We start from the raw sequence: 12,147 nt of genomic DNA on the forward strand, positions 1-12,147 counted from the left end.
TGTCGGCGGTCGCCATCGGCGGCGGCGGCGCGTCGACGGCGGCCGGCGGCGGGGCGGGCTCGGCGCAGGCCGCGAGCGCGGCGGCCAGGGCGAGGGTCAGGACGACTCGGGCAGGATCGAAACGACGCATCGGGACACTCCAGTCGATGGGGAAGGCGGCAGGCCGCGACAGCGCCGCAGCATAGACCCAAGCGCGCATCCGCGCGGCCTCGGCGACGGCCTGCCGCGTGCCACGGATGCCGCGCGCGCGGGGTTCCGGAGCGACGCGCTCGACGGCGGCGGCATGGGCCGCCGTGCGGAAGACAGGCCGCAACAGCTGCGCGACGCCGCCGACGGCGACCGCGGCAGACGCGTCACGCGCGCGAGCGACCCGCAGGCGCCACTCGACCCGCTGTTGCAGGCCGGGGTCGACACGGACAGCCGGGTGACGCTGCGCCGAGCGCGCGCCCCGCACGGGCTGCCGGCGCCGTGCGCCGTCCACGTCACTCCAGCGGTGTGTCGTCCAGATACGTGTAGCCGGTCAGTCCCGCTTCCAGCGCATCCTTGAGGCGCTGCGATTCGTCGCCCGGCAGCGCGGCGCGATCGACCAGCGCGGTGTAGCTGGCACGCAGGTCGCTCAGCGCATACCCGACGTAGTCGAGCATCACGTCGGTCGTGTCGCCGCGGCGCTGCTGCACGACCCGGTACCCGTCGCCGTCGACCTGGACCTCGATGGCATCGGTATCGCCGAACAGGTTGTGGATGTCGCCGAGGATCTCCTGGTAGGCGCCGACCATGAAGAAACCGAGCCGGTACTGCTCGCCCTTGCGCAACGCGTGCAGCGGCAGCGAGGTGTCGAGGTCCTCGTTCTCGACGTAGGTGTCGATCTTGCCGTCGGAGTCGCAGGTCAGATCGGCGATCACGCCGCGACGCTCGGGCACTTCGTCGAGGCGCTCGATCGGCACGATCGGGAACACCTGGTCGATCGCCCACACGTCGGGCATCGACTCGAACACGCTGAAGTTGACGAAGTACTTGTCGACGAGGCGCTCGTTGAGTTCGTCGAGCAGCGGGCGGTGGCTTTTCTCGTCGTAGGTCAGGCGCGCGCGCACGGCATGCGCGATCGCATAGAACAGATCGTCGATGCGCGCACGATGGACCAGGTCGATCTGCCCGAGCGCGTACAGCGCCAGGCCTTCGGCGTGGTGGTGCTGGGCCTCGTGGAACAGCTCGACCGCCGGCCGGGCGGTCAGCTCGTCGTGGATCTCGCGCAGGTTGCGCACGACGGCGGGCTCGTCGTCGTGGAGGTCCGGCACGCGGCCTTCGGGCGCGCGCTCGACTTCCGACACGTTGGCGACCAGCACCGCGTGGTGCGCGGTCATCGCGCGGCCGCATTCGGTGACGATGCGCGGCGGCGTGAGACCGTGCTCGGCGCAGGCCTGGGCCAGCGGCTGCACGATGGAACCGGCGTACTGGCGGATGCCGTAATTGACCGAGTTGTAGCTGCGCGAGCGCGTGCCCTCGTAGTCGACGCCGAGCCCGCCGCCGACATCGACGTGGCTGATCGTCGCGCCGAGCTTGGTCAGCTCGACGAAGTACCGCGTGGCCTCGCGCATGCCGTTGGCGATGTCGCGGACGTTGGAGATCTGCGAGCCCATGTGGAAGTGCAGCAACTGCAGGCAGTCGGTCATGTCCGCGTCGCGCAGCTTCTTCCACAGGTCCAGCAGCTGGCGCGGATTGAGGCCGAACTTGGCCTTGTCGCCGCCGCTGTTCTGCCACTTGCCGGCACCGAGCGAGGCCAGCCGCATGCGCACGCCCAGGCCCGGCTTGACGTCGAGCGCGGCGGCTTCCTCCATCACCAGCGCGAGCTCGGACGGCTTCTCGACGACGATGAAGGTCTGCAGGCCGAGCTTGCGGCCGATCAGCGCCAGACGGATGTATTCGCGGTCTTTGTAACCGTTGCAGACCACCAGGCCGCCCGGGCGCGACAGCGCCAGCACTGCCATCAGTTCCGGCTTGCTGCCCGCTTCCAGGCCGAAGCCGTCGCCGTGGTGCGAGGCCAGCGTGCCGGCGACGCCACGGTGCTGGTTGACCTTGATCGGGTACACGGCCGTGTAGCCGCCCGGGTACTCCCACTCGGCCTGCGCCTGGGCGAAGGCGTCCTGCAGGCGCGCGAGGCGGTCACCGAGGATGTCGGGGAAACGCACCAGCATCGGCAGCTGCGCGCCGGCCGCACGCGCGGCGTCGACCGCGTCGGGCAAGGGAATCGACGGGCCGTTCGTGCCACGCGGCGCGACCACGATGCGGCCGGCGTCGTCGACGTCGAAATACCCCTCGCTCCAGTGCGGGATCGAGTACGTCTTGCGGGCGAGGTCGGTGGACCAGGCGGTCATCGGCGGCATTCCGGTCGTGCGGGGGAGCCGCATAGTCTAGGGTCATCGGGCCAAACCGGCGGTGACACCGGCGGACGACGGCTCAGACGCGGCGGCCGCGCCCGCGCCGGTAGACCGGCTCGCCGCATGCGCGACGCACCTGTTTCGCCAGCGCCGCCGCGTCGCTGCCGGTGAACACGGTGTGGCTGCCGGGGAGCCGCAGCGCATCGGACAGCGCCTGCAGGCCGGCGCTTTCGCTGGCGACCGAGCCGCGCCAATCCAGCAGCAGGACGTAGTGCGCGGACTGCTCGGCCATCGCGACCTGCTTGCGCACCAGCCACGCGGCGGCGACCCGCGCGTGCGCGGCAAGGGTGTCGTCCAGGCGCCGCAACGTGGCGGCGTCGAGCGCATGGGGCTGCAGCGCATCGCCCGCTTCGATGCCGTCGCGATCGCGCAGGTCGTCGGCGCGCGGCGCCAGCTCGGCCTGCAGCGCGGCGACCGCGGCGGCGGTGTCGGCCTCGAGATCGGGATCGCGTGCCAGGCCCGCCAGCGCGTCGCCGACCGGGCCGATGGCACCGGCATCGCGCGCGACCGCGTCGCGCAAATGGGCCGCACCCGCCGGATCGCCGGCCTGCAGCAGGCGCACGCCGAGCCGGAACGCCAGCATCGCGCTGTCGGGCCGCGCCGTGCGCGCCCGGGCCAGTACGGGCAGCGGGTCGTGATCGATCTCGATCGACTCGAACAGGCGCGCGTGCTCCACCGCCTCGTCCACCGTCAGGCTGGTCTGCCCGTCGAGCGCATGGAACCGCGCGCGTTCGCCTGCCGCGGCCGCATGCTGCGCCTGCCACTCGGGCAGCAGTTGCGCGCGCCACTGCTGGTCCAGCGTCCGCTCGATCCGCGGCAACGCCTCGCCGAGCCAGTCCGCGGCCGGTGCGCCGCGCGGACGCAACGCCGGGGCGACACCGAGCGCCTCGAGGCGGCGCGCCAGCGGCGGATGGGTGTCGTCGGCATCGACGTCGCGTTCGGCGATCGCCAGCAGGCGGTCGATGCGCGGCAGGGGCTCCGCCTGCAGGCCGGCGACCAGCGGCGACAGCACGTGCGCCGGCAGGTGCGATTGCACCCGCGCACGCGCCAGCAGCCGCGGCCACAACGTGGACGTCCAGCGCGCGCTGCCGTGTTCGAGGCGCAGCAAGGCGCTGGCCATCGCGTCCGCCCCGACGACGCGCGCCGCGGCGGCGTCGGCGCGGAATTCGTGGGCGCGTGCCAGCACGAAACTCCAGGCATCGAACAGCGGTGCATACCACGCGTAGAAGCGCGCGATCGGCAGCGCGAGCAGGAAGCCGCTGCGCGACAGACCCTCGACGGCGCGATACCAGGTGAGGCGCACGCGATAGAGCCAGCCGGCGAGGCGGCCGTCCTCGGCGCCGAAGTGGCCGAACTCGTGCGCGATCACCGCGGCGGCTTCGTCGCGATCCAGCAGTTGCAGCAGCGGCAGGCCGAGCACGAGGTAGTGGCGGTGTCCCGCCAGGCCGAGCAGGCGCGGCAGGCTGGCCGCCGCGGCATTGAGCTGGGTATCGATGACGATGCCCGCCAGCGGCGGCGCGCCGGTCGCCTGGCGCAGGCGTTCCACTTCGGCGCGCAGCGCGGGCGCCTCGTCCGCCGCCAGCAGATGGCCCTGCGGCACCGCGAAGCGCACCCACATCGCGCGCAGCAGCACGGCGATCCCCATGCCGGCGACGATCAGCAGGAATCCGGCCTGCGGTTCCAGTCGCGCGCCCTGCACCAGCACCCGCCACGCGACCAGCGCCGGCAACGCGAGCAGCGCCAGCAGCAGGCCGACGAGAAACCCGTAGCCGGCCAGCGCCAGCAGTACGACGCGCACGAGGTAGGCCTGCGGGGACGCCGCGGCGCGCGCTTCCAGGCGCGCGACTCGCGCGCGACGTCGTGCAGTCGCGGCGTCGGCCGCGCGAAGAGGCGCCATGGGCTCGGGCTCGTGACGGAGGGACGCCGCGCAGTATCGCACCGGCCCGACATCGGGCCGACATCCGGACTTCGCTACAATTCCGGCCCCGCTGGCCGCCGCGATCGACGCGCCGACCGCCTGAATTCCCCCGCATTGCAGGAACCGACATGACCGCGCCCCACTGGCTCTACGAGAACTTCGAACCCGCCGGCTCGGCCATCGGCTTCCGCGTCAACAAGAAGCTCGATGAGGTGCAGTCGCCGTTCCAGAAGATCGAGCTCTACGAATCGACCGACTGGGGCAACGTCATGCTCATCGACGGCGCGATGATGGTGACCACGCGCGACAACTTCCTCTATCACGAGATGATGTCGCACCCGGCGCTGTTCACCCACGCCGCGCCGAAGACCGTCGTCATCATCGGCGGCGGCGACTGCGGCACGCTGCGCGAAGTGCTGCGCCACCCGGGCGTCGAGAAAGCCGTGCAGTGCGACATCGACGAGCAGGTCACGCGCATGGCGGAGACGTATTTCCCCGAGCTGTGCGAATCCAATGGCGACCCGCGCGCCGAGATCCTCTTCGACGACGGCATCGCCTACATGGCGAACTGCGCCCCCGGGAGCGTCGACATCGTCATCGTTGATTCGACCGATCCGGTCGGCCCGGCCGAAGGCCTGTTCAACAAGGCGTTCTTCGAAAGCTGCCACCGCGCGCTGAAGGACGACGGCATCCTCGTCCAGCAGTCCGAATCGCCGCTGGTGCTGCTGGAGCTGATCCAGGCCATGCGCGCCGAGATGGGCAAGGCCGGTTTCACCACCTTCCAGACCCTGCCGTTCCCGCAGCCGTGCTACCCGACCGGCTGGTGGAGCTGCACGCTGGCGCGCAAGGGCCAGGGCTTCGACTTCCGCGAAGCCGACGCACGCGCCAAGCCGTTCGAAACGCTGTACTACACCGCCGACATCCACAAGGGCGCGCAGTCGCTGCCGCCGTTCGTGGCGAAGGCGCTGGGCGAGGGCTGAGCGCTCAGCAGCCGCAACCGCCCGTCACCGGACGGGCCGTGCGCGCACCGTCCTCGCGGACGCCCGAGAGGCGTCCGCGGAACTCGACACACTCGCAGCCTTCTTTCCCGTCACAGGTGCGCGTGACGAAGCCGGCGCACCAGGCGACGTAAGGTCCGCCCGCGAAGCGGGCATTGACCGGCATCCCGCACGACGCGCCCCAGGCGCGCAGTGCACCGGTGAACATGGGTAGGACACGGTCCGCGCCGTCGAGCCGCAGGACGGGGGGCGATCCGTCGTCCAGGCCCTGCATCAGCAGGGCGGGATGAACGTCGACACCCGGGGTTGTTCGCCTCGTCAGCGAACAGCCGCGTTCGGGCTGTGAACCGGCTGCGGGTCGATCCGCAAAGGACCCTCGGCCGCGGTGCCCGCGCTCGCAGGCAACGCGAGCGACACTCCCGCCCCGGGGGTGCTAGATTGCGTCTCCATCGAGTTCACCGGTGCGGATGCGCACCGCGCGCTCCAGTTCATAGACGAAGATCTTGCCGTCGCCGATCTTGCCCATGCCGGCGGACTTGAGGATGGTCTCGACCACGCGGTCGGCGACATCGTCGGTGACGACGATTTCCAGCTTCACCTTCGGCAGGAAGTCGACGACGTATTCGGCACCGCGATAGAGCTCGGTGTGCCCCTTCTGCCGGCCGAAGCCCTTGACCTCGGTCACGGTGATGCCGCTGACCCCCACGTCGGCGAGCGCCTCGCGCACGTCATCGAGCTTGAAGGGCTTGATGATCGCCATGACCATTTTCATCTGCGTAGGACTCCCCGTTGGACTGGCGCACAAGGATACGCCACGCGTCCCGGGGCGCGTTCGACGACGCCGATCGCGCGTGCGCGCTTGCGGGCACCGGACCCGCATGCTCTAGTGCCGCGCGCCCGGCGCCGGCGCTTTCCTGACGGGGGAGCGCGGCCTGTGCCGACTGCACCCTCACGCGCCGCGCGCGACGCTGGCCGGACACCGAAGGAAGCCGCCATGATCGACCTGACCCACATCGACGAACTCGCCCGCCGCCTCAGCGGCCTGGTGCCCCCGGGCCTGCGCGGCGAGGCCTCGCAGGATCTCCGCGAGGAGCTGCAGGAAAACTTCAAGGCCGTGCTGCAGTCGGGCCTGGCGAAGCTCGACCTGGTGACGCGCGAGGAATTCGACGTGCAGCGCGCGGTGCTGCTGCGCACGCGCGAGAAGCTCGACGCGCTGGAAGCGCAGGTCCGCCAGCTGGAATCGGGCCGCGACGGCAGCGCACCCGCCGTCGGCGGTCCCACGCCTTCGGCCCACTGAGGCTCCGCCCATGGGGCTGGCGCTCGTGCACGGACGTGCGCGCGCAGGCGTTCGTGCACCCGCCGTCCAGGTCGAGGTGCATCTGGCGGGCGGTCTGCCGTCGATGTCGATCGTGGGCCTGCCGGAGGCCGCCGTACGCGAAGCCAAGGACCGGGTGCGTGCGGCGATCCAGTGCGCACAGTTCGAGTTCCCCGCGCGCCGCATCACCGTCAACCTCGCGCCCGCGGACCTGCCCAAGGGTGGCGGCCGCTTCGACCTGCCGATCGCCCTCGGCATCCTGGCCGCCAGCGGCCAGATTCCCCAGGACGCACTCCACGAATGGGAGTTCGTCGGCGAGCTCGGGCTCACCGGCGAGCTGCGCCCGGTCGACGGCGTGTTGCCGGCCGCACTGGCGGTCGCCGGCAGCGGCCGCAAGCTCGTGGTGCCCGCCGCCAATGGCGACGAAGCGGCGCTGGCAGCGGATGTCGAAGTCCGCACCGCGCGCACGCTGCTCGAGGTCTGTGGCCTGCTGACCGGCCAGCGCGCGCTGCCCCAGGCGATCGCGCCACCGCAGCGGACGGTGGGCGGTATCGACATGCGCGACGTCCGCGGCCAGAGCCAGGCACGACGCGCGCTCGAGATCGCCGCGGCCGGCGGTCATCACCTGCTGCTGGTCGGGCCACCGGGGTGCGGCAAGACCCTGCTCGCATCGCGGCTGCCCGGCCTGCTGCCGGACGCGAGCGAGGCCGACGCGCTCGAAACCGCCGCCGTGCGTTCGATCAGCGGCCACGGGCTCGATCCGACCTGCTGGCGCACGCGGCCCTTCCGCTCGCCGCACCACACGGCCAGCGCCGTCGCGCTGGTCGGCGGCGGTGCCGAGCCGCGTCCCGGCGAGATCTCGCTGGCGCACCACGGCGTGCTGTTCCTCGACGAACTGCCCGAGTGGGACCGCCGCGCGCTCGAAGTGCTGCGGGAACCGCTCGAGTCGGGCGTCGTGACGATCTCGCGCGCCGCGCGGCAGAGCGAGTTTCCAGCGCGCTTCCAGCTGGTCGCCGCAATGAACCCGTGCCCCTGCGGCTGGGCGGGTGATGTCTCCGGACGCTGTCGCTGCAGCGGGGACGCAATCCGACGCTACCGCGCACGCATTTCCGGCCCCCTGCTCGACCGCATCGATCTGCATGTCGATGTGCCCCGCCTGCCGCCTGCCGCCTTGCGACCGGACGCGCCGGAGGGTGAAGCCAGCGACCGGATCCGGTCGCGCGTCGACGCGGCCCGCGCGCGGCAACTCGCGCGCGGCGGCGCCATCAATGCACGCCTCGACCAGAGCGGCACGATGCGCGTGTGCCGCCTGCAAGCCCGTGACCAGGCCCTGCTCGAGCGCGCCATCGACGCCCTGCATCTCTCCGCGCGCTCCATGCACCGTATCCTGCGCGTCGCCCGTACCATCGCGGACCTCGACGAGAGCGAGACCATCGCATCGGGACATCTCACCGAAGCGCTGGGGTATCGCGGTGCCGACCGCTGCCTGGATTCAGAAAAGCGGGTCTGAACTTTGGGGGACCAACGGAGACTCTCGCGCTAGATTGCGTCGCCGCGCGGCGTGCCACGCCGGTGGCGCAGAGCATCGAGCGTATCCTCGCGCGCCTCTTCTCTCGATGCCGCAGTACGACATACCCGCGTGGACCGATTGCTGCCGATCTGCTTTTCGTTACGGCAGACCATCTTTTCTTCCGGCTGTGATTCCCTTACCTCGGCCGGCACGACAGGCGGCGTCGGAGTCGGCGAAACGACGGTGGCGGAGGCCTCGACCTCTTGCGCAGAGGAGATCGAAACCCCAGCCAGATTAAGGCCGATAAACAACATAGCAAGACCGATTGGGCGCATGGCATGCTCCTAAAGGTAGAGATCGCTGTCGACCCTACTTCTTTTTTTGCCGCTCTGCATCATCGACACGGACGCAGCACCGATCGCCGATCGTCCCCGGACACCCCTTTAGGATCCCTTCGATCACTCAGTCTCTAAAGCGTGATTTAGCATCCGCCAATGGCCCCGCGAGAGGACCTCAGATCTGGATATCAGGCACGGGTTGACTCTTTTTCCGACGCATCGCCTCTTCGGCTGCCCGCCTTTCAACGCGCGCTTCCTCCGCAGTCCTGCAAAGGCGCGTCACCCGGTTGCTGCCGGTCTGTCTCGTCCGCGTGCAGACCAGTGCTTCCTCCTCATTCGCGACGCGGGTTTCGGCAGGCGTCGCCGCGTCTCCGGACGCCTGAGGCGCCTGGGCGAAAGCCGTTAACGCCGCAGGTGCGAGCAAGAGGGCGGAAATTGCAACCGCAACGCGAAAACGAGTCATCCTGAACTCCTAGCAGTCAACGAAGCTCAACACTATCCCGGGAACGATCCGTGCGCTTTGCTTTTTTTGCCCGTAACCGGGAAACGCGCCCGCATCCGCCTCAGGCCGCTTTCGTTCCGTAGAACTGCGCTTCCTCCGTCGACCCCGTCAGCGCAGTCACGCTCGACACGCCGCCCTGGATCACCGTGGTCACGTCGTCGAAGTAGCCGGCGCCGACTTCCTGCTGGTGCGAGACGAAGGTGTAGCCCTTGTCGCGCGCGGCGAACTCGCGTTCCTGCACCTGCTCGACGTAGTGCTTCATGCCTTCGCCGCGGGCGTAGTCGTGGGCGAACTGGAAGCTGTTGAACCAGTTGATGTGGATGCCGGCCAGGGTGATGAACTGGAACCTGTAGCCCAGCGCGGCCAGGTCCTCCTGGAAGCTCGCGATCTGGCGGTCGTCGAGGTTCTTCTTCCAGTTGAAGCTCGGCGAGCAGTTGTAGCTCAGCAGCTTGCCGGGATGCCTGGCATGCACGGCCTGGGCGAATTCGCGGGCGAAACCGATGTCCGGCGTGCCGGTCTCGCACCACACCAGGTCCGCATAGGGCGCGTACGCCACGCCGCGGCTGATCGCCTGCTCCAGGCCGTTGCGCACCTTGTAAAAGCCTTCCGCGGTGCGCTCGCCGGTGACGAAGGACGCGTCGTTGGCGTCGAAGTCGGAGGTCAGCAGGTTCGCGGCTTCGGCATCGGTGCGCGCGAGCACGATCGCGGGCACGCCGAGCACGTCGGCGGCCAGGCGCGCGGCGACCAGCTTCTGCACGGCCTCCTGCGTGGGCACCAGCACCTTGCCGCCCATGTGGCCGCACTTCTTGACCGCGGCCAGCTGGTCCTCGAAATGCACGCCCGCAGCGCCGGCGACCAGCATGTTCTTCATCAGTTCGTAGGCGTTGAGCACGCCGCCGAAGCCGGCTTCGCCATCGGCGACGATCGGCAGGAAGAAGTCGATCGCCTCAGTCTCGTCGAGCTTGCCGTCGGCGATGTTCTTCCACTGGATCTCGTCGGCGCGCTGGAAGGTGTTGTTGATCCGGCGGACCATCGTCGGCACCGAGTCGTAGGCGTAGAGCGACTGGTCCGGATACATGGTCTCGGAGCTGTTGCCGTCGGCGGCGACCTGCCAGCCGGACAGGTACACCGCTTCCAGGCCGGCCTTGGCCTGCTGCATCGCCTGGCCCGCACTGATCGCGCCGAAGGCGTTGACGTAGCCCTTCTTCGCGTCGCCGTTGACGAGGTTCCACAGCTTTTCGGCGCCGCGCTTGGCGAGCGTGTGCTCCGGCTGCACGCTGCCGCGCAGGCGCACGACGTCAGCGGCGGAGTACGGCCGCTGGATGCCGTTCCAGCGCGGGTTGGTGGTCCAGTCGTGCTGCAGGGCGTCGATCTGTTGCGGGCGGGTGGTCATGGCGGGTCTCCGGAAGACAGCGTGTCGCGGTGGTTCGGAAGGGGTCGGTCGGCGTGCGGCGTCAGTCAGAGCCGCGCATAGGCCGGCAGGGTCAGGAAGTCGACGAGCGTGTCGCGCCAGGTCAGGTCTTCGAGCAGGGCGATCGCGTCCTGCACCCGGTCCGCGCCGGGCAGCGTCTGCCCGGCGAGGCGCGAGGGCAGGTTCAGCAGCGCGCGGTCGAACAGCGCGTCGTCGATCGCGGTGCCGTCGTGCAGCCGCAGGGGTTCGGCGCCGTCGTCGGTGAAGTGCAGCCACTGCCACAGCTGGGCGCGGGCGATCTCGGCGGTCGCGGCGTCTTCCATCATGCCGTGGATCGGCACGCAGCCGTTGCCCGAGAGCCAGGCGGCGAGATAGCGCACGCAGACTTCGACATTGCCGTCGAAACCGGGCCGGCTGATCGTGCCGAGCGGCGGCTCGATGAGATCGTCGCGCGTGACCACGACCTCGTCGCGACTCAGCGCGTGCTGGTGGGCGCCGGGCATGCGTTCGTCGAAGATCTGGCGTGCGAGCGGGATCAGCACCGGGTGCGCGACCCAGGTGCCGTCGTGGCCGGCGGTCACCTCGCGCAGCTTGTCGGCGCGCACGCGCGCCATCGCCGCATCGTTCGCCGCGTCGTCTCCGGCGATGGGAATCTGCGCCGCCATGCCGCCCATCGCATGCGCGCCGCGGCGATGGCAGGTCTGGATCAGCAGCTCCGAATACGCGCGCAGGAACGGCTGGGTCATCGTCACCTGGCCGCGCTCGGGCAGCACCCTGTCGCGGTGGCGGCGGAAGGTCTTGAGGTAGGAAAAGATGTAATCCCAGCGACCGCAGTTGAGGCCGGCGATGCGGGTCCGCAGCGCGTGCAGGATCTCGTCCATCTCGAACGCCGCCTGCAGGGTCTCGATGAGCACGGTGACCTTGATCTGCCCGTCTGGCAGGCCGAGCGCGCGCTCCAGATGGCCGAGCACCCGCTGCCACAACGCGGCCTCTTCCATCGATTCCAGCTTGGGCAGGTAGAGATACGGGCCGCGGTCCTGCGCCGCGAGCGCGTGCGCATTGTGGAACGCGAACACGCCGACATCGAACAGCGATGCCGACATCGGCTGGCCGTCGAGTTGCGCGTGCTTCTCGTCGAGATGCCAGCCGCGCGGGCGCACGATCAGCACCGCGCGCTCGGCGGCGGGCTTCAGCGTGTAGCGCTTGCCGCCCGGTCCGTCGAAGCGCAGCGTGCCGGCGACGGCGTCGCGCAGCGCGCGCTGGCCGGTGAGCAGGTTGTCCCAGGTCGGCGACGTCGAATCCTCGAAGTCCGCCATGTAGCAGTTCGCGCCCGAGTTCAGCGCGTTGATGACCATCTTGGGATCCACCGGCCCGGTGATCTCGACCCGACGGTCGCGCAGCGCCGCGGGCAGGGGCGCCACCCGCCAGTCGCCGTCGCGCAGGGCGCGGGTGTCGGCGCGGAAATCGGGCAACGCGCCGGCATCGAAGGCCATCTGACGCTCGCGGCGGGCCTGCAGTCGCTGCCGACGGTCGCCGTCGAAGCGGCGCTGCAGGTCGGTCAGCAGGGCCAGCAGCTCGGGCGGAAGGAGATCCGACGGCGTGTCGGCCGGAACCTGCAGGTCAGGGGCGGTGGGGCGGGGCTGGAGGACGGCGGACATCGGGCGGTTCCTGGCGGCAACGGCGTATTGCGTTGCAGCAGACCCTCCACCTGCATCGATTA

12 protein-coding genes are annotated in these 12,147 nt (G+C 70.1%); 3 read left to right on the top strand and 9 right to left on the bottom strand.

Annotation, left to right across the window (positions count from 1 at the left end):
• The 3 genes from CJ022_RS11765 to CJ022_RS11775 all read right to left on the bottom strand — a co-directional run.
• The coding region (locus CJ022_RS11765) for a hypothetical protein (protein WP_199171533.1) at positions 1–481 on the bottom strand (481 nt) is incomplete at its 3' end.
• 1 nt (position 482) lies between these two features.
• Complete coding sequence (gene speA / locus CJ022_RS11770; protein WP_101926932.1) at positions 483–2,372, bottom strand: arginine decarboxylase; 1,890 nt, start codon at positions 2,370–2,372, stop codon at positions 483–485.
• An 82-nt stretch (positions 2,373–2,454) separates the two neighbouring features.
• Positions 2,455–4,332, bottom strand: a complete 1,878-nt coding sequence (locus CJ022_RS11775) for a M48 family metallopeptidase (protein WP_101926844.1) — start codon at positions 4,330–4,332, stop codon at positions 2,455–2,457.
• Between the two features lie 149 nt (positions 4,333–4,481).
• Here CJ022_RS11775 and speE point away from each other — a divergent pair, with 149 nt between their 5' ends.
• Complete coding sequence (gene speE, locus CJ022_RS11780) at positions 4,482–5,333, top strand: polyamine aminopropyltransferase (protein ID WP_101926845.1); 852 nt, start codon at positions 4,482–4,484, stop codon at positions 5,331–5,333.
• Between the two features lie 4 nt (positions 5,334–5,337).
• Here the strand turns inward: speE and CJ022_RS11785 are convergent, their stop codons facing one another.
• Together CJ022_RS11785 and CJ022_RS11790 are read right to left on the bottom strand one after the other, a co-directional pair.
• Positions 5,338–5,625 carry a hypothetical protein gene (locus tag CJ022_RS11785; protein WP_101926846.1) on the bottom strand — a complete coding sequence of 96 codons (288 nt, stop codon included), beginning with the start codon at positions 5,623–5,625 and terminating at the stop codon, positions 5,338–5,340.
• Positions 5,626–5,784: 159 nt separating this feature from the next.
• Entirely contained in the window at positions 5,785–6,123 is a 339-nt protein-coding gene (locus CJ022_RS11790) for a P-II family nitrogen regulator (protein ID WP_101926847.1), read from the bottom strand.
• Between the two features lie 222 nt (positions 6,124–6,345).
• Here CJ022_RS11790 and ubiK point away from each other — a divergent pair, with 222 nt between their 5' ends.
• Together ubiK and CJ022_RS11800 are read left to right on the top strand one after the other, a co-directional pair.
• Entirely contained in the window at positions 6,346–6,648 is a 303-nt protein-coding gene (gene ubiK, locus CJ022_RS11795; protein WP_101926848.1) for a ubiquinone biosynthesis accessory factor UbiK, read from the top strand.
• Between the two features lie 10 nt (positions 6,649–6,658).
• Positions 6,659–8,176: a YifB family Mg chelatase-like AAA ATPase gene (locus CJ022_RS11800; protein WP_101926849.1), complete on the top strand. Its 1,518-nt coding sequence runs from the start codon at positions 6,659–6,661 to the stop codon at positions 8,174–8,176.
• Between the two features lie 29 nt (positions 8,177–8,205).
• Here CJ022_RS11800 and CJ022_RS16790 read toward each other — a convergent pair whose 3' ends face one another.
• The 4 genes from CJ022_RS16790 to aceB all read right to left on the bottom strand — a co-directional run bounded on the left by CJ022_RS16790 (position 8,206) and on the right by aceB (position 12,085).
• Positions 8,206–8,511: a hypothetical protein gene (locus CJ022_RS16790; RefSeq protein ID WP_143703949.1), complete on the bottom strand. Its 306-nt coding sequence runs from the start codon at positions 8,509–8,511 to the stop codon at positions 8,206–8,208.
• 178 nt (positions 8,512–8,689) lie between these two features.
• Entirely contained in the window at positions 8,690–8,977 is a 288-nt protein-coding gene (locus CJ022_RS16795) for a hypothetical protein (RefSeq protein ID WP_143703950.1), read from the bottom strand.
• A gap of 100 nt (positions 8,978–9,077) precedes the next feature.
• Positions 9,078–10,409 (bottom strand): isocitrate lyase, encoded by a 1,332-nt coding sequence (gene aceA, locus CJ022_RS11805; RefSeq protein ID WP_101926850.1) that lies wholly within the window; start codon positions 10,407–10,409, stop codon positions 9,078–9,080.
• Between the two features lie 65 nt (positions 10,410–10,474).
• On the bottom strand, positions 10,475–12,085 hold the full coding sequence (gene aceB, locus CJ022_RS11810; protein ID WP_101926851.1) for a malate synthase A: 1,611 nt from the start codon (positions 12,083–12,085) through the stop codon (positions 10,475–10,477).
• Positions 12,086–12,147 lie beyond the last annotated feature (62 nt).

Source organism: Luteimonas rhizosphaerae, assembly GCF_002849595.1.
Lineage (GTDB): Bacteria > Pseudomonadota > Gammaproteobacteria > Xanthomonadales > Xanthomonadaceae > Luteimonas > Luteimonas cellulosilyticus.

Coding starts and splice junctions, on each gene's coding strand:
- speA (WP_101926932.1), bottom strand. CDS start 2,372: ATGACCGCCTGGTCCACCGACCTCGCCCGCAAGACGTACTCGATCCCG.
- CJ022_RS11775 (WP_101926844.1), bottom strand. CDS start 4,332: ATGGCGCCTCTTCGCGCGGCCGACGCCGCGACTGCACGACGTCGCGCG.
- speE (WP_101926845.1), top strand. CDS start 4,482: ATGACCGCGCCCCACTGGCTCTACGAGAACTTCGAACCCGCCGGCTCG.
- CJ022_RS11785 (WP_101926846.1), bottom strand. CDS start 5,625: ATGCAGGGCCTGGACGACGGATCGCCCCCCGTCCTGCGGCTCGACGGC.
- CJ022_RS11790 (WP_101926847.1), bottom strand. CDS start 6,123: ATGAAAATGGTCATGGCGATCATCAAGCCCTTCAAGCTCGATGACGTG.
- ubiK (WP_101926848.1), top strand. CDS start 6,346: ATGATCGACCTGACCCACATCGACGAACTCGCCCGCCGCCTCAGCGGC.
- CJ022_RS11800 (WP_101926849.1), top strand. CDS start 6,659: ATGGGGCTGGCGCTCGTGCACGGACGTGCGCGCGCAGGCGTTCGTGCA.
- CJ022_RS16790 (WP_143703949.1), bottom strand. CDS start 8,511: ATGCGCCCAATCGGTCTTGCTATGTTGTTTATCGGCCTTAATCTGGCT.
- CJ022_RS16795 (WP_143703950.1), bottom strand. CDS start 8,977: ATGACTCGTTTTCGCGTTGCGGTTGCAATTTCCGCCCTCTTGCTCGCA.
- aceA (WP_101926850.1), bottom strand. CDS start 10,409: ATGACCACCCGCCCGCAACAGATCGACGCCCTGCAGCACGACTGGACC.
- aceB (WP_101926851.1), bottom strand. CDS start 12,085: ATGTCCGCCGTCCTCCAGCCCCGCCCCACCGCCCCTGACCTGCAGGTT.